Source organism: Pseudomonas sp. S09G 359, assembly GCF_002843605.1.
Lineage (GTDB): Bacteria > Pseudomonadota > Gammaproteobacteria > Pseudomonadales > Pseudomonadaceae > Aquipseudomonas.
In genome coordinates this window covers 3,707,961-3,727,517 of record NZ_CP025263.1, presented here as the reverse complement: position 1 = coordinate 3,727,517, position 19,557 = coordinate 3,707,961, and the positions used below count along the sequence as shown (strand labels likewise).

Annotated in this window: 21 protein-coding genes, 1 tRNA gene and 1 pseudogene; 14 read left to right on the top strand and 9 right to left on the bottom strand. The window is 58.6% G+C overall.

The genetic code is table 11. The annotated features are described in order from the left end of the window. Positions 1 to 38 precede the first annotated feature (38 nt). The 6 genes from CXQ82_RS16870 (at position 39) to CXQ82_RS16845 (ending at position 4,720) form a co-directional block, all read left to right on the top strand. Positions 39 to 599, top strand: coding sequence for a carboxymuconolactone decarboxylase family protein (locus tag CXQ82_RS16870; RefSeq protein ID WP_101270942.1), 561 nt, complete (start codon positions 39 to 41; stop codon positions 597 to 599). 40 nt (positions 600 to 639) lie between these two features. Further along, positions 640 to 1,701, top strand: a complete 1,062-nt coding sequence (locus CXQ82_RS16865; protein WP_101270940.1) for an acyl-CoA dehydrogenase family protein — start codon at positions 640 to 642, stop codon at positions 1,699 to 1,701. Next, positions 1,698 to 2,501, top strand: coding sequence for an ABC transporter ATP-binding protein (locus CXQ82_RS16860; RefSeq protein WP_101270938.1), 804 nt, complete (start codon positions 1,698 to 1,700; stop codon positions 2,499 to 2,501). The genes CXQ82_RS16865 and CXQ82_RS16860 overlap by 4 nt, the downstream gene beginning before the upstream one ends. Beyond that, on the top strand, positions 2,488 to 3,687 hold the full coding sequence (locus tag CXQ82_RS16855; RefSeq protein ID WP_101270936.1) for an ABC transporter substrate-binding protein: 1,200 nt from the start codon (positions 2,488 to 2,490) through the stop codon (positions 3,685 to 3,687). Before CXQ82_RS16860 ends, CXQ82_RS16855 begins: the two co-directional genes overlap by 14 nt. Next, entirely contained in the window at positions 3,684 to 4,445 is a 762-nt protein-coding gene (locus CXQ82_RS16850) for an ABC transporter permease (RefSeq protein WP_101270934.1), read from the top strand. The genes CXQ82_RS16855 and CXQ82_RS16850 overlap by 4 nt, the downstream gene beginning before the upstream one ends. An 86-nt stretch (positions 4,446 to 4,531) precedes the next feature. Beyond that, positions 4,532 to 4,720, top strand: a complete 189-nt coding sequence (locus CXQ82_RS16845) for a hypothetical protein (RefSeq protein ID WP_016978057.1) — start codon at positions 4,532 to 4,534, stop codon at positions 4,718 to 4,720. A gap of 4 nt (positions 4,721 to 4,724) precedes the next feature. Here CXQ82_RS16845 and CXQ82_RS16840 read toward each other — a convergent pair whose 3' ends face one another. After that, the gene (locus CXQ82_RS16840; protein WP_101270932.1) at positions 4,725 to 5,105 is read right to left on the bottom strand and encodes a fe2+ zn2+ uptake regulation protein; all 381 of its coding nucleotides are present in this window, start codon (positions 5,103 to 5,105) and stop codon (positions 4,725 to 4,727) included. Positions 5,106 to 5,341: 236 nt separating this feature from the next. Between CXQ82_RS16840 and CXQ82_RS16835 the strand changes: the two genes are divergently transcribed. From CXQ82_RS16835 to CXQ82_RS31290, 3 genes are all read left to right on the top strand, one after another. After that, positions 5,342 to 7,630 carry an acylase gene (locus CXQ82_RS16835; protein WP_101270930.1) on the top strand — a complete coding sequence of 763 codons (2,289 nt, stop codon included), beginning with the start codon at positions 5,342 to 5,344 and terminating at the stop codon, positions 7,628 to 7,630. Positions 7,631 to 7,842: 212 nt separating this feature from the next. Next, positions 7,843 to 7,916, top strand: a tRNA-Cys gene (locus CXQ82_RS16830). 339 nt (positions 7,917 to 8,255) lie between these two features. After that, complete coding sequence (locus tag CXQ82_RS31290; RefSeq protein ID WP_157832172.1) at positions 8,256 to 9,269, top strand: DUF3800 domain-containing protein; 1,014 nt, start codon at positions 8,256 to 8,258, stop codon at positions 9,267 to 9,269. Positions 9,270 to 9,313: 44 nt separating this feature from the next. Here the strand turns inward: CXQ82_RS31290 and CXQ82_RS16825 are convergent. Further along, a pseudogene (locus tag CXQ82_RS16825) lies at positions 9,314 to 10,048 on the bottom strand (tyrosine-type recombinase/integrase); the annotation flags it as partial. 32 nt (positions 10,049 to 10,080) lie between these two features. Here CXQ82_RS16825 and CXQ82_RS16820 point away from each other — a divergent pair. Together CXQ82_RS16820 and CXQ82_RS16815 are read left to right on the top strand one after the other, a co-directional pair. After that, positions 10,081 to 10,386, top strand: a complete 306-nt coding sequence (locus CXQ82_RS16820; RefSeq protein WP_101270928.1) for a lysozyme — start codon at positions 10,081 to 10,083, stop codon at positions 10,384 to 10,386. Further along, positions 10,383 to 10,883, top strand: coding sequence for a lysis system i-spanin subunit Rz (locus tag CXQ82_RS16815; RefSeq protein ID WP_101270926.1), 501 nt, complete (start codon positions 10,383 to 10,385; stop codon positions 10,881 to 10,883). The genes CXQ82_RS16820 and CXQ82_RS16815 overlap by 4 nt, the downstream gene beginning before the upstream one ends. 4 nt (positions 10,884 to 10,887) lie before the next feature. Here the strand turns inward: CXQ82_RS16815 and CXQ82_RS16810 are convergent, their stop codons facing one another. Together CXQ82_RS16810 and CXQ82_RS16805 are read right to left on the bottom strand one after the other, a co-directional pair. Continuing rightward, a complete protein-coding gene (locus tag CXQ82_RS16810; RefSeq protein ID WP_101270923.1) occupies positions 10,888 to 11,559 on the bottom strand; it encodes a hypothetical protein in 672 nt (223 codons plus the stop codon). Between the two features lie 134 nt (positions 11,560 to 11,693). Continuing rightward, a complete protein-coding gene (locus tag CXQ82_RS16805) occupies positions 11,694 to 12,032 on the bottom strand; it encodes a hypothetical protein (protein ID WP_101273811.1) in 339 nt (112 codons plus the stop codon). A gap of 591 nt (positions 12,033 to 12,623) precedes the next feature. On the opposite strand from CXQ82_RS16805, the gene CXQ82_RS31285 reads away from it, so the two are divergent. After that, complete coding sequence (locus CXQ82_RS31285; RefSeq protein WP_157832171.1) at positions 12,624 to 13,052, top strand: hypothetical protein; 429 nt, start codon at positions 12,624 to 12,626, stop codon at positions 13,050 to 13,052. A gap of 220 nt (positions 13,053 to 13,272) precedes the next feature. Here CXQ82_RS31285 and CXQ82_RS16800 read toward each other — a convergent pair whose 3' ends face one another. The 5 genes from CXQ82_RS16800 to CXQ82_RS16780 form a co-directional block, all read right to left on the bottom strand. Next, positions 13,273 to 13,521, bottom strand: coding sequence for a DUF6124 family protein (locus CXQ82_RS16800; protein WP_101270921.1), 249 nt, complete (start codon positions 13,519 to 13,521; stop codon positions 13,273 to 13,275). Positions 13,522 to 14,039: 518 nt separating this feature from the next. Next, on the bottom strand, positions 14,040 to 14,294 hold the full coding sequence (locus tag CXQ82_RS16795; RefSeq protein ID WP_101270919.1) for a hypothetical protein: 255 nt from the start codon (positions 14,292 to 14,294) through the stop codon (positions 14,040 to 14,042). Continuing rightward, the gene (locus tag CXQ82_RS16790; protein WP_101270917.1) at positions 14,282 to 15,700 is read right to left on the bottom strand and encodes an efflux transporter outer membrane subunit; all 1,419 of its coding nucleotides are present in this window, start codon (positions 15,698 to 15,700) and stop codon (positions 14,282 to 14,284) included. The genes CXQ82_RS16795 and CXQ82_RS16790 overlap by 13 nt, the downstream gene beginning before the upstream one ends. After that, entirely contained in the window at positions 15,700 to 17,265 is a 1,566-nt protein-coding gene (locus CXQ82_RS16785) for a DHA2 family efflux MFS transporter permease subunit (RefSeq protein ID WP_101270915.1), read from the bottom strand. Before CXQ82_RS16785 ends, CXQ82_RS16790 begins: the two co-directional genes overlap by 1 nt. Further along, entirely contained in the window at positions 17,258 to 18,367 is a 1,110-nt protein-coding gene (locus tag CXQ82_RS16780; RefSeq protein WP_101270913.1) for an HlyD family secretion protein, read from the bottom strand. Before CXQ82_RS16780 ends, CXQ82_RS16785 begins: the two co-directional genes overlap by 8 nt. Positions 18,368 to 18,467: 100 nt before the next feature. On the opposite strand from CXQ82_RS16780, the gene CXQ82_RS16775 reads away from it, so the two are divergent. Then, on the top strand, positions 18,468 to 19,178 hold the full coding sequence (locus CXQ82_RS16775; RefSeq protein WP_101270911.1) for a CerR family C-terminal domain-containing protein: 711 nt from the start codon (positions 18,468 to 18,470) through the stop codon (positions 19,176 to 19,178). 142 nt (positions 19,179 to 19,320) lie between these two features. Further along, a complete protein-coding gene (locus CXQ82_RS31460; protein WP_177409914.1) occupies positions 19,321 to 19,479 on the top strand; it encodes a hypothetical protein in 159 nt (52 codons plus the stop codon). Positions 19,480 to 19,557 lie beyond the last annotated feature (78 nt).

The window sequence follows — 19,557 nt, the reverse complement described above, 5'->3', positions numbered from 1 at the left end:
AACAGACTGGGTACACGAACTGATCAGGAGACCTCTACATGTCCCGTGTACCGTTGCTCACCCCCGAAACCGCGCCGGACGCCGCCAAGCCTCTGCTGGAAAACGCGCTGAAAGCCTCGGGTTTCATCCCCAACCTGTTGGCGGTGCTGGCCAATGCCCCGGCCGCGCTGGAAACCTACATTACCGTCTCCGGCCTGAACGCCAAGGCTGAGCTGAGCCTGGCCGATCGCGAAGTGGTGCAACTGATTGCCGCCACCACCCACGGCTGCGATTTCTGTGTTGCCGGCCACACCGCCGTGGCGCGCAACAAGGCCAAGCTGCCCGAAGACGTCATCGATGCGCTGCGCCGGCGTGGGGAATTGCCCAACGCCCGCTATGAGACTCTCGCTGCGTTCACCCGTGAAGTGATCGCCACCCGCGGTGATGTGAGCGACGCCGGTTATGACGCGTTCCGCGCCGCCGGGTATTCCGAAGGCCACGCGCTGGAAGTGATCTTGGGCGTCAGCCTGGCCACCCTGTGTAACTTCGCCAACGTGTTCGCGCGTACCCCGTTGAACCCGGAACTGGCGCAATACCGCTGGGAAAAACCGGCAAGCTGAATCGGCGATGGTCCCTCTGCTGTAACAAGGAGACACATGAATGCTTGACCCAATCTTGAGCCGTTGGCTCGATGTTCAAGCGCAGGCCCTGGACGTGGGCAGTTGCGATCCACAGGAAGTGCTGCCACGGCTGGCAGACGCCAATGTATTGCGTATCGGCGTGCCGAAACACTTGGGTGGCTTGGGCGGCGATGTCGCCGGCGCAGTGGAAGCCATCGCCAATGTCGCCAGCCATTCCCTGGCGGCGGCGTTCGTGTGCTGGGGCCAGCGTTCGTTTATCGAGTATTTGTTGCAAAGCCCGAATGAGCGGCTGCGCGAGCAACTGCTGCCGGACCTGCTCAGCGGCAAGCTCGCCGGGGCGACCGGGCTGTCGAATGCGATGAAGTTTCTGTCAGGCATCGAGACGTTGCAGATCAGCGCCGCGCCCAACGATCACGGCTGGACCCTCAACGGCAAACTGCATTGGGTGACCAACCTGCGCAAAAACGGCTTTGTCGCCGCCGCGGCCATCGAGCATGCGGGCGGCGGCGCGCCGTTTATCCTGGCGATCCCGGATTCGGTCGCGGGCCTGCAACGTTCCGGTGACCTGGAGCTGCTCGGGCTGCAATCGAGCAATACCGCCGCGTTGGGCCTGGAAGGTGTTGAACTGAGCCGCGACTGGCTGCTGCATGCAGATGCGCGCAAGTTTTTGCCGGCGGTACGCCCGGCGTTCCTGGGGTTGCAGTGCGGCATGTCGATTGGTTTGGCGCGTCGTTCGCTGGCGGAGGTGGCCAACCATTTGGGCGCCAGCCGCACCGTGTTGCGCGACGAATTGGAGGCGCTGCGCGCGACCCTGGACCATCTGGTGACTGAATTGAAAAACGGTCTGTTGGCCGGCCGTTTCGCGGCCGAACCGGTGCCGCTGTTCAAGCTGCGTATCGCCCTGGCAGAAACCGCCGCCAGCGCTGTGCAACTGGAGTTGCAGGCCAGCGGCGGCAAGGCCTACCTCACCGCCCACGGCAGCGGGTTTGCGCGGCGCTGGCGGGAGTCGGCGTTTGTGCCGATCGTGACCCCGAGCCTGGTGCAATTGCGCACCGAGTTGCATCGCCAGGCCAACCTATGAGCCACGCCGTATTAAGCGCCCAGGGCATTTGCCTGGGGTATGCCAGTGGCCCGGTGTTGCAGGGTTTTGACCTGCACTTGCAGCCCGGCGAAGTGGTGTCGATCCTCGGCCCCAGTGGCGTCGGCAAGTCCAGCCTGTTGCGTGTGCTCGCCGGTTTGCAGGCGCCCCAGGGCGGTAGCGTGCAGGTGTTGGGCGAGCCGTTGAATGGCCCGCATCCGCGTGTGGCGGTGGCGTTTCAAGACCCTAGCCTGTTGCCCTGGCTGAGTCTGGAAAAAAACGTCGCCTTCGGCCTGGATTTCGCCCGCCAGCCGCAATTGAGTGTTGATGAGCGCCGCCAGCGCGTCGACCACGCGATTGCGGCGGTTGGCCTGGAACATGCGCGCCTGCAATTTCCGCCGCAGTTATCTGGCGGCATGGCCCAGCGTACCGCGCTGGCCCGCTGCCTGGCGCGTCAGCCCCAGGTGCTGTTGCTGGATGAACCCTTCGGCGCCCTGGACGAAGTGACCCGCGCCGACATGCAGCACCTGTTGCTCAAGGTCAACCGGGAACAGGGCTCGGCGGCGGTGTTGATTACCCATGACATCGACGAAGCACTGCTGCTGTCCGACCGCATCCTGCTGTTGGGCAACCGCCCGGCGCGGACCTTGGGCGAATGGCACATCGACCTGCCGCAACCGCGCGAAGAACAGGTGGACGCCATCGGCGCGCTGCGCATCGAGATTCTTAAAACCTTACGGCAGGCGAGCCGCCCTCAACCCAATCCTTTAGACCTGCCGGAGCCCAGCCATGTGCCTGGATGACCTGACCCACTCGCGCCGTGATTTTCTCAAATTGTCCGCGGTACTCAGCGCCGCTGGCGCCTTGCCGTTGCTCAGCAGCCTGCAGGCACGTGCCGCCAGCGAACCGGACGCGCCGGTGCGCATCGGCTACCTGCCGATTACCGACGCCACGCCGCTGCTGGTGGCACATAACAATGGCCTGTTCGAAGCCGAAGGCATCAAGGCCGAACGCCCGGTACTGCTGCGCAGCTGGGCCCAGGTGATCGAGGCGTTCATCTCGGGTCAGGTCAACGTGATTCACCTGCTGTCGCCGATGACGGTATGGGCGCGCTATGGCAGCAAGGTGCCGGCCAAGGTGGTGGCGTGGAACCACGTCGGTGGTTCGGGCCTGACCGTGGCGCCGGGGATTACCGATGTGAAGCAACTGGGCGGCAAATCGGTGGCGATTCCGTTCTGGTATTCGATCCATAACGTGGTGGTGCAGCAGCTGTTCCGCGACAACGGCCTGACGCCTGTCGCGCGCGCGGCAGGCAGCGCGATTGCGGCCAATGAGGTCAACCTGATCGTGTTGCCGCCGTCGGACATGCCACCGGCCCTGGCCAGCCAGCGCATCGACGGCTATATCGTCGCCGAGCCATTTAATGCGCTGGCGGAAAACCTCAAGGTCGGCCGCGTGCAGCGGTTTACCGGGGATGTCTGGCGCAACCACGCGTGCTGCGTGGTGTTCATGCACGAACATGACCTGACCAACCGCCCAGAGTGGTCGCAGAAGGTGGTGAATGCCATCGTCAAGGCCCAGGTCTGGACCCGCGACAACCGCGAAGAGGCGGTGAAGCTGCTGTCCAAGGACGGCCCTAACCGCTACACGCCGCATGCCGAACCGGTACTCAGCAAAGTCCTCGCGCCGGCCGCTGGCGACCGCGCCGTGTACCTGGCCGATGGCGCTATCCGGCATGCCAACTGGGATGAGCACCGCATCGACTTCCAACCGTACCCATTCCCCAGCTACACCGAAGAACTGGTGCGCCGCCTGAAAGACACGCTGATCGAGGGCGACAAGAAATTCCTCGCCGACCTCGACCCAGCCTTCGTCGCCAAGGACCTGGTGGACGACCGTTTTGTACGCAACGCCATCGGGGCTGTGGGCGGCATGCAGACCTTCGGTTTACCCGAGGGCTTTGAGCGGACCGAGGAGATTGGCGTTTGAATAACCGCAGAGTCCCGGGCTGGTTGCTCGGGTTGAGTGGCTTGGCCGGCTTGCTGTTGCTCTGGTGGCTGGGGGTAAAAGTGTTTGGCGCGGCGGGCGGTTTGTCGGCGCGCTTTTCGCTGGCGGCCACCTTCAGCAGCCTGTGGGAATTGCTTGGGCGCGGCGAGTTGTATGTGCATGTTGCCGTAAGCCTCAAGCGCATTTTCGTCGGCTTGTTCCTGGCGTTGTTGGTGGGCGTGCCGCTGGGGCTGCTGGTGGGCAGTTCGCGCAACCTGGAGGCGGCGACCACGCCGGCATTCCAGTTTTTGCGGATGATCTCACCGCTGTCCTGGATGCCCATCGTGGTGATGCTGATGGGAGTAGGGGACCAGCCGATCTACTTCCTGCTGGCGTTTGCGGCGGTGTGGCCGATCATGCTCAACACCGCGGCGGGCGTGCGTCAGCTCGACCCGCGCTGGCTGCAGTTGAGCCAGAGCCTGAGCGCTACCCGCTGGGAAACCTTGCGGCGGGTGATCATTCCCGGGGTGGTCGGCCATGTGTTGACGGGCGTGCGCCTGGCCATCGGCATTCTGTGGATCGTGCTGGTGCCGTGCGAGATGCTCGGGGTCAGTGCCGGGCTGGGCTATTACATCCTGGATACGCGTGACCGCCTGGCTTATTCGGAACTGATGGCGATGGTGTTGCTGATCGGCCTGCTGGGCTTTGCCCTGGATGCGTTTGCACGCTGGTTGCATCAGCGGTGGGTGCATGCTGGCTGATTGACCTGCCAAAGTGCGCCATGGCCTGTAATATGTGTGCCTGTCGACCACGCAGTGGATACATTTTTCAGGTTCAGGAACCCGTCATGACCCAAAAGCAACGTTTGAAATACTCGATTCTGATCGCCCTGGCCGTACTGGCGACGATGTTTGGCCTGTCCTACCTGCAGAACATCGGGGCTATCAGTGAGAAGACGTTCCAGACCATCGCCATTGCTGTCGCAGTGGTTGTGGTGGTGATCAACGGCATCATGCGCCGCAAGGTCAAGCTTTAAGCCCTCAAGCTCGACCTTCGAGTACCTTGGCAGCCTCTTCATGGAGGCTGTAGCTTTTATCCGCATTGAGGGTGATGACGCCCTCGCTGCACAGGCGTTTAAGCACCTCGCGCACACTCAAGAACGACAGCGGTATGCCCAGCTCCAGCAAATGGCTGTGCACGCCGCGTACCCCCAGGGTGCGCTGGTTGTCGGTGGCCGTGAGCAGGGCGTCGATGACCTTCAGCCGTATCAGGCTGGTACGCAAGCCAAAAGACTTGAGCAAATGGCGAATACGCTGGTTGCCGTGCTGTTCGGGCGCCTTGCCGAACGCTTGTGCGCCGCTGCCAAAATTGGCATCGACGGTCGGTGAATGTCCATCCGTGGGCACTTGCGGGTTGTACATGCAAAAAACTCCTTATCAGAGCCTGATCAGGAAAAATGAGCGCTCTTAGTTAATAAGACGAACGAGCGAGCAAAATCATGAAGTCTTCGATGTAGAAATTTTGTCAGTATCGGTTTTGTCACAGCTGAGCGGCCTTAAAAAACGCTTACCCAGGCTAAATTGCTCGCGGTTTTTTGCGTCTTTACGGTGGGGTAGCTGCCCCAAGTGAGGGTGTTCAATTTGACTGTGGAGTCTGCGTGATTATTTCCAATCGGTTGTCCAGGGTATGCGTGGCGGGGCTGTTGCTGGGAGTGAGCCTGGCCGCATCGGCGCGGGAGCAGGTGGCACAGGCGTCGGCGGATATTCGCCGGACCAGTTTCGGAGTGCCGCATATTCGTGCCAACGATGAGCGTGGCCTGGGGTTTGGCATTGGTTACGCCTACGCCCAGGACAACCTGTGCCTGCTGGCCAATGAAGTGGTCACGGTGAACGGCGAGCGGGCAAAATTCTTCGGCCCCGAGCAGGCGACCCTGGAACAGCGCAACAACTTGGCCAGTGACGTGTTTTTCACCTGGCTGAACACTGCGGACGCCGTGGCGGCGTTCTGGAAGGCGCAAACCCCGCAGATCCAGCAGCGGATCGAAGGCTACGTCGCGGGCTATAACCGTTACCTGAAAGAGCAGGGCGCGCCGGCGCAGTGCCAGGCTGCGTGGGTCCGGCCGCTGGTGCCTGAAGACCTTGTCAAACTGACCCGCAGGCTGCTGGTAGAAGGCGGTGTCGGCCAATTCGCCGAGGCCCTGGTGGGTGCCAAGCCACCCCAGGCCACCGCCAGTGTGCAGCCAAATGCCAGCGCCTTTGCACTGGCCGCTGCCCAACAACAGCGTTTTAGCCTGGACCGCGGCAGTAACGCCGTGGCGGTAGGGCGTGAGCGCTCGTTCAATGGGCGCGGCATGTTGCTGGCCAACCCGCATTTCCCGTGGGTGGGCGGCATGCGTTTTTATCAGATGCACCTGACCATTCCTGGCCAGCTGGATGTGATGGGCGCCGCCTTGCCGGGCCTGCCGGTGATCAATATCGGTTTCAACCGGCATGTGGCGTGGACCCATACGGTCGACACGTCCAAGCACTTCACGCTGTACCGCCTGACGCTGGACCCCAAGGATTCCACGCGCTATATGCTCGACGGCAAATCGATTGCCATGGATAAAACCTCGGTGACCGTCCAGGTCAAACAAGCTGACGGCACCACCAAAGCGGTGGAACATGCGGTCTATAGCTCGCAATTCGGCCCGGTGGTGCAATGGCCCGGCAAGCTGGATTGGGACAGCCACTACGCGTTCAGCCTGCGCGACGCCAACCTCGGCAATGACCGCGTGTTGCAGCAGTGGTACGCGATGAATCGCGCCGGCAGCCTCAAGGACCTGCAAACCTCGGTGCATACCCTGCAAGGCATTCCGTGGGTCAACACCCTGGCCGCCGATGACCAGGGCCAGAGCCTGTACATGAACCTATCGGTGGTGCCCAACGTCAGCGCGGCCAAACTGGCGCAATGCAGCGACCCGCGCGCCGGCCTGCAAATGATCATGCTCGACGGCGCCCACAGCGCCTGCGCCTGGGACGTGGACCCACGTGCGGCCCAAGCCGGCATCTTCCCGGCTGACCAGTTGCCGCAACTGCAGCGCAGCGACTACGTGCAACACTCCAACGACTCGGCCTGGCTGGCCAACCCCAAGGCGCCGCTGACCGGCTTCTCACCCGTGATCAGCCAGGACCACATCGGCCTCGGCCCACGCGCACGCTTCGCCGTGCAACGCCTGCAATCCCTGGAGAAACAACCGATCAGCGTCAGCGACCTGCAAAACATGGTCATGGACAACGAGGTGTACCTCGCCAGCCAAGTCATGCCCGACCTGCTCGAGTTCTGCGCCAACCACCTGGGCGCCGACGCCGCCGCGCTGCAACCACTGTGCACCAGCCTGAAAAACTGGGACCAGCGCGCCAACCTCGACAGCGGCTTGGGCTTGGTGCACTTCATCAACCTGGTCAAGCAGCTGCAGCAAATCCCCGACGCCTGGCGCGTCGCCTTCGACCCGGCCCAACCCCTAACGACGCCAAGCGGCTTGGCCATCGACCGTGAGCCGGTGGCCAGGGCCCTGCGCGCAGCTATGCTGGCCTCCACCGCCAGCATCACCAAACTTGGCCTTGGCGCCGAGAGCAAATGGGGCGATATCCAGGTTTCCGGCCAAATCCCGATCCACGGTGGGCCCCAGGAACTGGGGATCTACAACGCCATGCAAACCGTGCCCCGCGCCGACGGCAAGCGCGAAGTGGTCAGCGGCAGCAGCTACCTGCAAATCGTCACCTTCGACGACAAGGGCCCCCAGGCAGTCGGCGTGCTGGCATTCTCCGAATCCAGCAACCCGACGTCCCCATACGCCAAGGACCAAACCCAGGCGTTCTCCGAGAAAAAACTGCGCCCGCTACCGTTCACCGAAGCCCAGATCAAGGCTGACCCGCACTACCAGCAGCAGCGCATCAAGGAGTAGGGCGCGCACGCAACCCCTTGATGCCAATACGAAATATTTTTGAAATCAAGGGGTTGCAGGTAAAAGCAAATGAGTACATAATGGCGCCCATCGAACGCAACGAAGCATTAAAAACTTCAATGTATTCAATGAGTTAGAGTAGAGGCAGGGTTTTATAGCCCACTCAAGTTTTTATGCGGTGAGTGTCAGTGGTTTTGACATTGATCGTTTGAGGCCGAGTAGCAAAATGGTTATGCAGCGGATTGCAAATCCGCCTACGCCGGTTCGATTCCGACCTCGGCCTCCACTCTTAGAAACCCCGTAGATTAACGTCTACGGGGTTTTTTATTGGCTGTGATTTATTAACCCTTCCGCAACTTTTGAAATGCCTTCCGCAACCTTGGTCCCTTTCGGCAAATACAGTGCGTCAAGATCGACTTTAACAAGCGCTCAGTACGCTACCGGGGTGGCGCACAGTTGAACGGTTCACGAGGCGCGTCCTCACTGTTTGAGCACATCAAATAGCTTGACGAGAATGTTGCGCGCTGAGACTTTCTCGGGCGGCTGCCATGATGGCATGTGCCGACAGTCGGTGGGGCTGCTCGGGAGGGCAACAATATTACATATGGGACACATAGGGAGCGGTATGCATATATTTATCGATGAGTCAGGGAGTTTTGTTTATACCCCGGAAAAGTCTGCGTGGAATTCAATTTGTGCACTTGTAATCCCGGAGCGTTTTTTAGAAGAGGCAGAATGCACTCTAATAGATTTCAAAAAAGAAAATGGCTGTCCGCCAAGCGATGAGTTGAAGCTTGGTGAGGTGGTCGATGAAATGAGCTACTTTAGACTTCTTATTCGTTTGGCTCAAACGAGTTGCACTCTTTACGGTGCTGTCACCGACGCTCATACAAATACACCCGAAGCATTAGCGGATCACAAAGCATCTACTGTTAAGGGGTTGCTTGCGAATGTAGAGAAGATGCACTATGAAGAAGGCCGTCAGTCAGTGCGGAATGCTGCAGACCAAGTTAAAAAATTGTCTGATCAACTCCATATACAACTTATTTGTCAGATATCACTAATGCAGCTTGTAGTCTGGCAGTCTGTGCTTTATTACGCTCAGCACGAACCAGAGACTCTATCCTCGTTCGTTTGGCGGGTTGATGGTAAGGCTCTCGAAAAAAAGACTGAGTACGAATCAGCTTTTGAAAAGCTATTGCCTGCCTACCTCCAAACTATGTCTATTTCTGATCCGATTATTACAGTTACAGATTTTGATTACAGCCATATGGCTGATTTTATTTACAAGGAAGGTGAGGGGCCTGATTATTTGAAAGAAAGCTATGGAATCAATGTGGACTCCACAGGCGCCTTAAATATTGGGAAGATCTTCAGGGATGATATTAAGTTCGTAAATTCTAAGGGGAATTTCGGTGTGCAGTTGGCAGATCTGCTTAGTGCTGGGTTAAGAAGATGTCTTAGGAAGGGGTTTAAAGATAATCTCAGAGCCGCTGCTTTTTTGGGTCGGTTAATGGTTCAGAGGCCGAAACAAGAATTTCCAGTACTTCTCCTGACTCTTGGTAATGAAGTGGCGATTGATACATATACCGCCACTCTCGTGAGGATGATGCGTAAGCAACAAAGACCCGCTGTTTGACTTGTTGCTGTTTTCGCGACATTAGATCTAATTGCAGATGTTGATTTCGTGGGCTTTACAATCTCGCCAACTCTCCGATAAACCTTTCGAGTCATCTCTTCAGTTGAATGACCTAGCAGTCGACTGGCGTGTGCCAGCTCGATCTCGCTTGCTGCTTTCGGTCGAATGTCCTTGAACTGGAATTGGCGTATCAGTATCGCCAGAGCTGCGTCTCCGTCGGCGCCAGCTTTGATGGCTGCTTTCTCGCGAGCTTCGTCCCAGCGGTTGCGCAGCATTTGCTGGCTCATCCGAAGGCCGGACGTGTTGGTGATCAGCCTCGATGTCTTAATCCCGCTGAGAGCCCGGCGCTCCTGGAGGTCATTGATAAAAGCGTTCAACCCTGACTCAACGCCATCATCTTCCAGGCGAAGGCGCAGTTTCTTCGCGCTCTTTCCCTGTTTGATCATCAAGAACCCAGCGTTCAAATCAGTGGTTGCCACTTTAAGCACGTCGGCGGGGCGCTGGCCAGTCAGGTAGGCCAGGTCCATTGCGTCCCTCAGTTCCTGCACTGCCGCTTCGTAGACTGCATTCCACACGATGTCGCCGGCGTAATAGTCCCTCGGAGTCTCTTTGTTACGGCGTACACCGAAGCAAGGATTCGCGTTGTTGGTGAGGCCCCACTCGCGTGCGATGGTGAACATGTGCGATAGCAGCGCGATTTCGCGGTTGGCCCTGACCTTAGCCGTCCTGGCGTCTCTGTACTGGGCAACCACCTGCGGAGTGATGGAATCAATGGGCGCTTTACGGCGCGACACGCGGAATTGTCGCCGGTATGACTATCACCAACGAACAGGCCGAGCGGATGCTGGTGAACGACATTGGGCGGTTTGAGCCTGAGATCGAGCGTTTGGTCAAGGTGCCATTGAATCATGCGCAGTGGGATGCACTGATGAGCTTCACCTACAACCTGGGTGCCGCCAACCTGAGTTCGTCGACGCTGCTCAAATTGCTGAATGCCGGTGACTACGCCAGCGCGGCCGAGCAGTTTCCGCGCTGGAACAAGGCCGGTGGCCAGGTGCTGGCCGGCTTGACCAAGCGGCGCCTAGCCGAGCGGGCGATGTTCCTGGAGGCGGTATGACGCCCGGGCAGATCCTGGCCGCCATCCTGCTGGCAATGGCTGTCAGCGGCGCCGGCACTTGGCAGGTTCAAGATTGGCGCATGGGCAAGCAGCTCGCTGAGCAGGCCGACCTGCACAAAGATGACCTTGCAGCAATCAGCAATGCCGCTGCTGCCCAGGCCCGCACCGAGCAGGACAAGCGCCTGGCCACAGAGCACAAGCTCGCCGCCCAGGACCAACAACATACCAAGGAGTTATCCGATGCCCGCCGCAGCCAGGCTCTTCTGCGCGATCGCCTTGCCACTGCTGATGTGCGCCTGTCAGTCCTCCTTGCCGAGGATCCATCCAGTGGCTGCAACATGCCTTCCACCCCCGGCGCCTTCGGCGTGGTTCATGCAGCCCGTCGAGCCCAACTTGACCCAGCGCATGCTCAGAGAATTATCGCCATTACCGATGACGGAGATAGTGCCGTAATCGCGCTTCGGGCGTGCCAGGAATATATCCGCATTTTGCAATGAATAACTAACCTTCGATGGTGAACATTTCGGACATTTTGTTGTTTTTTCTACCAGCTAACGTGGTATTGATCTTGAGGTGGTAATTCGAAAGTTTTTCATACTCCTGCAAAACTTGCTGAATGGTAGTCAGCCCGTTGGTGAAGTAATTCTGAAGATTGTTTCGCAAACAGTCTGCGACTACCTGAAAATTATATAGCTCTTTCATTAGCTCTTCATGGTGGTCTTCGTGAATCTTTGTTAATTTTCCTCCCCAAAACTGTAGTTCATTTTTGGTTTGGTGGATTTTTCGATGTTGTTTAGATAGGGTCTTTCGGAGGGCGTCAATGTTTTGAAATGTTTCCGCGACAAAAGCTTGGCTTGGGACTATGTTCCCTGCGAGAGGGCATATCGAAGTGTTTTCAATTAGGATTTCATATACTGTTGTTTCGATAAGGACTAGTTCGGCGACGTAGCTTTTTATAATCTGATAAGAGTCTTCTTGTATTTTTGATTTTTTCCAATTTGTGATTGTTGTCGTGGCAACTAATACGCCGACCAGTGCCGCGATGGCTGATGTGGTGTCGGCAAAGTTTGTGGGTTGGCTAGGAATTTGTAATAACTGGTTGGTGTAAATTCCAGCGAAATATATGGCGATCAATACGGTTCCATATGTGATGTATTTGAGAGTTCTGATCATTATCTATCCGTAGGTGTTTTTGGTTGTTTGATCGCTTTCGGGTTGCCGGGCATGCCCGTGGATTCTGCGAATTTGTGAATACCTCACCGGTGTGAAGTATGTCCAGAGATGAATTTACCCTATGCTCTCAAAAGCTAGACAATCGTAGAAGGTCGGGGCCTCATTTCATTCAGGATCTGTCGTAACTCTACAACCTCACGCCTGCTGGCGTTAGCCGAAGTGGTCAGGTCTGCGATCTGCTTTCTCATTGCTGCCGCTTCAGAGCCACGTTCGCGCAGATAGCCGGCGAACTCAGCATTCTTGGACTGGGTTTCAAGCAGCATCTGGCTGATTCCGAAAACGTCCTCGCGGGCCTTGCGTAACTGATAGGTCAGTTCCTGAATCTCGTTTTCCAGTAGCCGACAGTGCTGCCGGTACATTTGCAAGGGGGTGGGGAGGCCGAGCCAACCGCAGGTGACTTCATCTTCGTACATGGTAGGTAGATCCGATAACTGTATGTGTATACAGTGATCGAGGCTTGCCATTCGTGCGACTTCAGGCGACGAAGCGTAAAAAATCCATTCCGCAATCGAAATCGTGCCCCTCGGATTCCGGAGGCCCTAGCACCCTTAAAATTTTGAAAGTGCGGAATTGATGGGCGATTAAGTTGCTGATAAATATGGTTATTTTCGTGGATTGCAAATCCGCCTACGCCGGTTCGATTCCGACCTCGGCCTCCACTCTTAGAAACCCCGTAGACTCGCGTCTACGGGGTTTTTTATTGCCTGGTGGAAAGAGAGAAGGCACTTCAATCCCTTGCAATGGTGCGTAGTGATAGTTTAGCTTTGTGGCTATGTGACATCATTTTGCGATGAGGCGATAATTGGATCACCTTTCAATAATTCTAGTTTGACGCTCTATCGCAGCTAAGTAATGCCGTTGCCGATCTTGTCAGTTAAAATAATGATTGATAGGGATTGGCCGCTCTAAAAGTTAGTCTTGAATTATGCTGCGTTAATTATGAAGTGCCGATGTACTTGTTTTGGTATTTGGAATGTAAGCGAAATCGACAACGGAAGGGTAGAATGCGCGAGGAATTAGTAGAGCTAGTGAAGTGTGAGATAAATCGCCGATATAATGGCTATAGTCCGTCCGGTATTAGCATTAAAAAATTTCAAGATGGTCGAGGCTATGTTGATTTTTTATTGGGGGTGAAGCCGTGTTCAGCCGAGTTTTCCATTACTCAGGGTCTAGTCTATATTTCACGTGGTCCGCAGGACGATTTTTATAATGAATACCCACTTATCAAATCGTTCGTGGATCCTGAGTTTGATTTTGAAACCTGTTGTGAACAAGCTTTCCAATTGACTAAGTATAATGGCAGGGTGACCAATCTTACACTTATAAAGCGGCGGGAAGATGGGATACATATTGAGTTCAAGTGCAATGTTTGTACGGCAAGGCTGCTTTTTGATGGAAGTAATGCAAAGTCTCCATGGAGTAAGATTCTTTGATTGGTTGTTTAGAACTTTTTACGCGGTTGTCGAGAGGGAAGGCTACAGTTGAGTGTCCAGATTGTTTGGTTCGTTAGCGGTTAGAATAAACGCTGAAAGCAAATAAAATCGTCACGGTTACTGTGTAAGTATACAAGTGCTCGAGTAAATGAGGCCAGACCACCTTCTCCGTATCTGCGATGATGGTTGGCCTCCATTTTGCCAGCCTTGCGTTTGTTACTCAGGAACTTATTGGGATCGATTTTTCTAACGCAACATTCACGAGTAGCCGTGAGTCTTCAATCAACTGCGCCAATCCAAAGGTCTGAAGACGCTGCGAACCACTCGAGGCGAACGCTTGTTCATTCGCCATAGCCGATGCTGAAGCCAAAATCTCACTTGCGTTCACTAATGCCTCCTCAGAACTCAAGTCTGGCCTTACGTTAAAAATGCTCGTGGTGGCGTCGGTGTCGATTGGGTATTTTTTCATGAGTGCTGCTCCGGCGCGCTAAAAAACGGTCGAGCATTCATAGACGATAGGCATTGCTCTGTTTTAATTGTCACTTCATGAACTTCGTTGCTTCGCTCTGTAAAAAGCATTTTGTCGATCCTCAGACAGTTAAGAGGCCACCACCGCCGTTGCGACACGGGTGGGTGGTGGGCCGTGCGAGGGTCGCAAACCGGTGTCCGAGGGTACCGGCCGGGCAAAAGCCCGCCTCACACGGTCCACCATAGATGCGGTAAGCAGGCATAAAAAAAGCGCCTGCTACAGAGCTATGGCGCTACCGCGCCTCAGACTACTTCAGGTTGCGACACCCGGCCACAGGATTTACTGCGACGGCGAATCCTAGCCAGATTGCTTCCTATGGCTCAACCCCGCCGAGTTGTGGGAAATATCCGAGGCTCGGAAAATCAGCAGAGTGTGTTGTTTAAAGAGGGGAGTACTGGACGAGTGGGGCGCCACGCACCACTGTTGTCGTATCGTTAGCCTGCCGGTTTGAACGATTCTTATACGGCCTCACGCCGGATAATACGTTGCTCCTTCACCTCTTCTGCATACGCCCCAAGCTTCGCTTGTTGGGCGTTCAGCAGCGCGCACACCTTCATCAGCGTCGCCACCTCATCCGGCGTCTTGCCCCGCGCCGCCATCGCTGTGAGCTCAACCACCGACCATCCAATCATCGCCGCCGCATCCTCAAGATCGTAAAACAGCTCCTGCTGCGCCGTTCTAGGCCCATCTAAATCACGTATCAAAGTGTCCACCCCAATCCCAGTGCCTTATGCAACGACGCAAAATCCTTCAACAATTCCGCATCCCCGGAAATCCGGCTTTCCTGCGCCTGATAGCGCGTGCGCTCCGCGTCCAGCCAATCCAGTGTACTCGCCGTGCCCGCGCGGTAGCGTTGCCGCGTCAGGTCGGCGGCGCGTACGGCTGAAGATTCCACGTTGCGCAACAACACCACGTTTTGCCGCTGGTGCCCATAGCGCGCCAGTGCCACGTCCGCATCGCGCAAGGCACCCAAGACTACACTTTTGTACTGCGCGAGGGCTTCGTCGCGGCCGGCTTCGGCGCCTTTGACGCTGGCGGCGACGCGGCCGAAGTCGAGGGCGTTCCAGGTCAGGCGGGGCAGGATCAGCCAGGTGCCGTTGCTTTTGCGGGCGAGGTGGCCCGGGTCGCCGGCGGAGAAGGACAGGTCGCCCATCAGGCTGAGCTTGGGGAACCAGTCGGCGGTTTTCTCGCCGATCTGGGCGTTGCTGGAGGCGAGTTTGCGTTCGGCTACGCGGATGTCAGGCCGAGCTTTGAGGATGGCGGCGGGATCTGCGATGGGGACGACAGAAGGGATGGCGGGCAGCGCGCGTGTCGTATTGAGGCCACTGTCGAGTGCGCCCGGTTCCCGGCCGCAGAGCAGGCTCAGTTGGTCCATGGATTCGACGATCGCGGCTTGCAGCGGCAGGCGTTGGGCTTGGGTGTTTTCGGCCTGGGTGAGGACTTGTTCCAGTTGCAGTTGGGAGGCCACGCCACGGTCGCGGCGTTGTTGGGTGAGGTCGAGGGCCTGGTTTTCGATGTCGACGCTGGCTTCGACCAAGGCCAGGCGCGCTTGCTGATCGCGCAGGTCGGTGTAGGCCTGGACGATTTCGGCGGCCAGTTGCACTTGGGCGTCGGCCAGTTGTGCTTGCGAGGCGTCGGCTTCGGCCTGCGCCGCTTCGACGGCACGCCGGGTGCCGCCGAACAGGTCGGCTTCCCAACTGGCATCGAAGCCGGCGAGATACATCGTCAGCGGGCCGCGACCGCCACCGCTGCCGCCGAGTGCAGAGGTGTCCGGCGAGCGCAGTTTGAGCATCGCCGCATCACCGGTGACCTTGGGCATCGCGTCGGCGCGGGCGCCGCTGAGGCTGGCGCGCGATTGTCGCAAGCGTGCCTGGGCGGTGGCGATGTCCGGGCTGTTGTGTAACGCCTTGTCGATCAGTTCATTGAGTTGCGGGTCGCCCAGGGTTTGCCACCACTGGGCGACGGCCGGCGCGTGTGGCGCGGTATTGTCGGCATGCGGCAAGCGGCCGGCAGCCAGGGTTTTTGGCGCCGCATCCGGCGCGCCGTGGTAGTCCGGGCCGACGGTGCAAGCGGACAGCAAGCCAACGGCCAGCAGGAGAGAAAACGAACGAGGATTCATCAAGTTACCGTGCGCTTTTTGAGGATGAAGATCAGGGGCAGGCAGGCCAGCATGGCGAACCCCAGCAGGTAAAACGCGTCGTTGTAGGCCATCACCGAGGCTTGCCGTGCGATGTCGCTGGCCAGTTGGGTCAATGCCTGCAAATTCGCAGTGGAGGGATCGCCCGTTTGCGCCAGGTAGCTGGCGGCATTACTGGCCATCTGGTCCTGGGCGAGTTGGCTGTTGGCCTGGATACCTTCGCGCAGCATGTCGTCGTGGAAGTGGCTGCGCCGGTCCATCAACACGCCGAGCAAGGCCAGGCCGATGGTGCCGCCGAGGTTGCGTGACATGTTGTAGAGCCCGGCGGCATCCCCGGCTTCGTGGGTCTGCACCGAGCGCATCGACAATTGGCTGAGGGGCATCATCACCAGGATCTGCCCGAAGCCGCGCAACAGCTGCGACCAGATGAAATCATGGCCGACGCTGTCGGCGGTGAGCTGGGTGTCGACAAAACAGCTGGCCCAATACAACAACAGGCCGGCGCCGACCATCCAGCGCAGGTCGTAGCGGCCGAGCATTCGCGGCAAAATCGGCATCAGCAAAAACGCCGGGATACCCGACAGCAGCATGATCGACCCTGCCTGCTGGGCGTTGTAGCCGGACAGGATGCCGAGAAACTGCGGCACCAGGTACGCCGTGCCATACAGGCCGGCGCCCACCGCCGTACCGATCAGCAACACGCTGCCGAAGCTTTTATTGAGCACCAGTTGCAGGCGCAGGATCGGCGTACTCGACCTGAACTGCCCAAGTGCAATCAGCAAGAACCCGACAACCGTGGCGATGCTTAACCAGACGATCAGCAACGAATCAAACCAGTGCTCGCGCTGGCCTTCTTCGAGCACCACGGTGAGTGAACTCAGGCCCATGGCCAGGCCGAGGATGCCCAGCCAGTCGGCGCTGATAAAGCGTTGCAGGTGCATGCGCTCGCTGGGCAGGCCGGTGATCAACAAGGTGATCAGGGCGATGCTGATCGGCAGGTTGAGAAAGAAACACCAGCGCCAGTTGATGTTTTCCGTGAGCCAGCCGCCGATCACCGGGCCCAGCAGCGGGCCGAGGATCACGGTCATGCCGAACAGCGTGGTGCCGATGGCCAACTGGTGCGGCGGCAGGCGCGTGCGCACGATGGTCTGCGCGGTGGGGATCATCGCGCCGCCGGCAAAACCCTGGCCGATGCGCCCGGCGATCATCGCGCCGAGGCTGGCGGAGAGGCCGCAGAACATCGAAAACGCGGTGAACATCAACGCCGTGCCGATCAGGAAGCGGCGCAGGCCAAATACCCGGGTGAGCCAGGCAGCGAGGGGGATCATGACGATTTCCGACATCAGGTAGCCGGTGGCGATCCACGTGCCTTCGGTGCCGGTGGCGCCGATCTGGCCCTGGATCTGCGGCAACGCCGAGTTGGTAATCGACACGTCCAGGGTCGCCAGCAACGCGCCAAGGGCGCCGGCGGCGACGGCGATCCAGTCGGTCAGCGAGGCGTTGCGCGGTGTCTCGGCGGCCACCCCGGCCATGCTCGCCTCAGCCATGGTTGGCATCTGCGCCGTGGGTGCGGGTGTCGACTTCCACGGTGGCCGACAGGCCGGGCATCAATGCGCTGCGAATGTCGTCCGGCACGTCGAGGGCGATTCTTACCGGTACGCGCTGGACGATTTTGGTGAAGTTGCCGGTGGCGTTGGAGGGCGGCAGCAAGGCAAATTGCGCACCCGTGCCGGGCGACAGGCTGTCGATATGGCCTTGCAGGGTACGGCCCGGCAGTGCATCCACATGCACGGCAACGGACTGGCCCGCACGCATGTCGCCGATCTGGGTTTCCTTGTAGTTGGCGGTCAGGTAGATGGCGCTGACCGGCACTACCGTCAGCAGGCGCGTGCCCGGCTGTACGTACTGGCCGACCCGTACGCCACGGTCGGCGACACGTCCGTCGAGCGGGCTGCGGATGACCGCATCGTCCACGTCCAACTGGGTTTGCGCTTCGCTGGCTTTGGCCACGCCGAGTTGCGCCTGGGCTTGTTTTAGCTGGGCCTCAAGCGTGCCGTAACGGGTCTGGCTGGAGCGCAACGCGGCTTGTTTGGCCGCGACGGTGCTGCGCGCCTGGGCGAGTTGGTTGTTGAGTTGGGCCAGGCGTTCTTCCGGCTCGGCACCGGAGCGGGCCAGCGGTGCATAGCGGGCGACTTCGGTCTGCGCGTGCTGCGCGTCGGCCTGGGCGCCTTGCAGCTGCGCGCGGGCTTCGGCGATGGTCGAGTCCTGCTGCACCAGGTCGGCCTGGGCCTTGGCGAAGTCGGCATTGCGCGCGGCAATCGTCGCTGCAGCTTCATCGCTCACGGCCTGGTATTTGCGCGCATCCAGGCGCACCAGCACGTCGCCGCGCTTGACGTTCTGGTTGTCGCTCACCAATACCTCGGCGACGTAGCCGTTGATCTTCGGCGCCACGCTGATGCTGTCGGCCTGCAAGTAGGCGTCGTCGGTGGTTTCGATAAAACGCCCGGTGACCCACCACCAGGCGCCCCACGCCACGCCGATCAGCAGCGCCACGCCGGCCAGGGTGAGCAGGATGCGTCGGGCCTTGCCGCGTTGGCCGTTGGCGGTGTCTTCAGGAATGACCTGAGGGGAGGGCGGTGCAGCGGACATCGGGTCACTCCAGAATTTATATCGGTTGGAATAAATTCTATTTTTCGCCAATTTTTGTCAACTGGTATATTTTGCCGGGTGTATTCGAATGGAGTTGCACATGGCCCGACATAAACCTGCCGCAGAGGGTGGTTATCAGCGCGGTGAAGAAACCCGTTCGCGGATTATCGACGCCGCTGTAATCGTATTTGGCGAACGCGGCTACGACGGCGCCTCCACCCGCGATATCGCCACGGCCGCCGGGGTTAACGCGCCGGCGATCCAGTACTACTTCGATGGCAAGGAGGGCGTGTACCTGGCGTGCGTCGAGCACTTGATCACGCTGCTGTGGCGCAAGATGAGTGAAACCGTCGAGGCAGCCGAAAGCGCCTTGGCCGATGCCAACTCGGGCGATCCAGCGTTGATTGACGCCTCACTGGGCATTTTGGGCGCGGTGGTGTCGACCATCCAGGACAGCCCGCAGACCACGGCGTGGCGTGCCTTCCTGGATCGCCACCAGGCCGGCTTGTGCCCGCAAAGCGCGACGCTGGCGTTTGAGGAGCGGTTCAAATCCCGCATCGCCCGGGTGATCCGTCAGTTGATTGCGCGCCTGGCAGGCTTTGCCCTGGAGGACGAACGCACGGTGATTCACTCCATGGCGCTGTTCACCCAAGGCCTGGCCTTTCGAGTGCAGAAGCCCAAACTGCTCGAAGCGCTGAAGTGGACCGAGGTCAGCCAGAAGGAAATGGAATTGGTGCGGGATGTGGTGCTGATGCAGGCGCGGTTTACCCTGGAGGGGCTGGTCCGGCAGCGGGACATGCGGGTTCCCTGACGAGCGAAAGCAGGCACTGACGCAACTTGTACCGTGGGCCATACAATCCCTACCATCACGTTACACGATAGCCGTGACGCACTTCATTTTGCGCTGTCCTATCTTGCGAGAAGTTAATCTCGTCAAGTAAGAGAGTGCAGTCATGAAGTTGAATTACCTAACTAAGGCGGCGGTTGTTATCGCGCTGTTGTCGACCCTGTCGGGCTGCTGGATGTTTATGCCACCGGGTGGCGGCGGCGGTGGGCATGGTGGTGGGCACGGCCAAGGCGGCGGTCCTGGCGGCGGTGGCGGCCCGCGCTGACAGATAGGCAAATGGAGGCAAACCCTGCTGAGGGGTTTGCCTTTTTTTTTGCCTGTCGTAAGTACACCGATCAGTGAA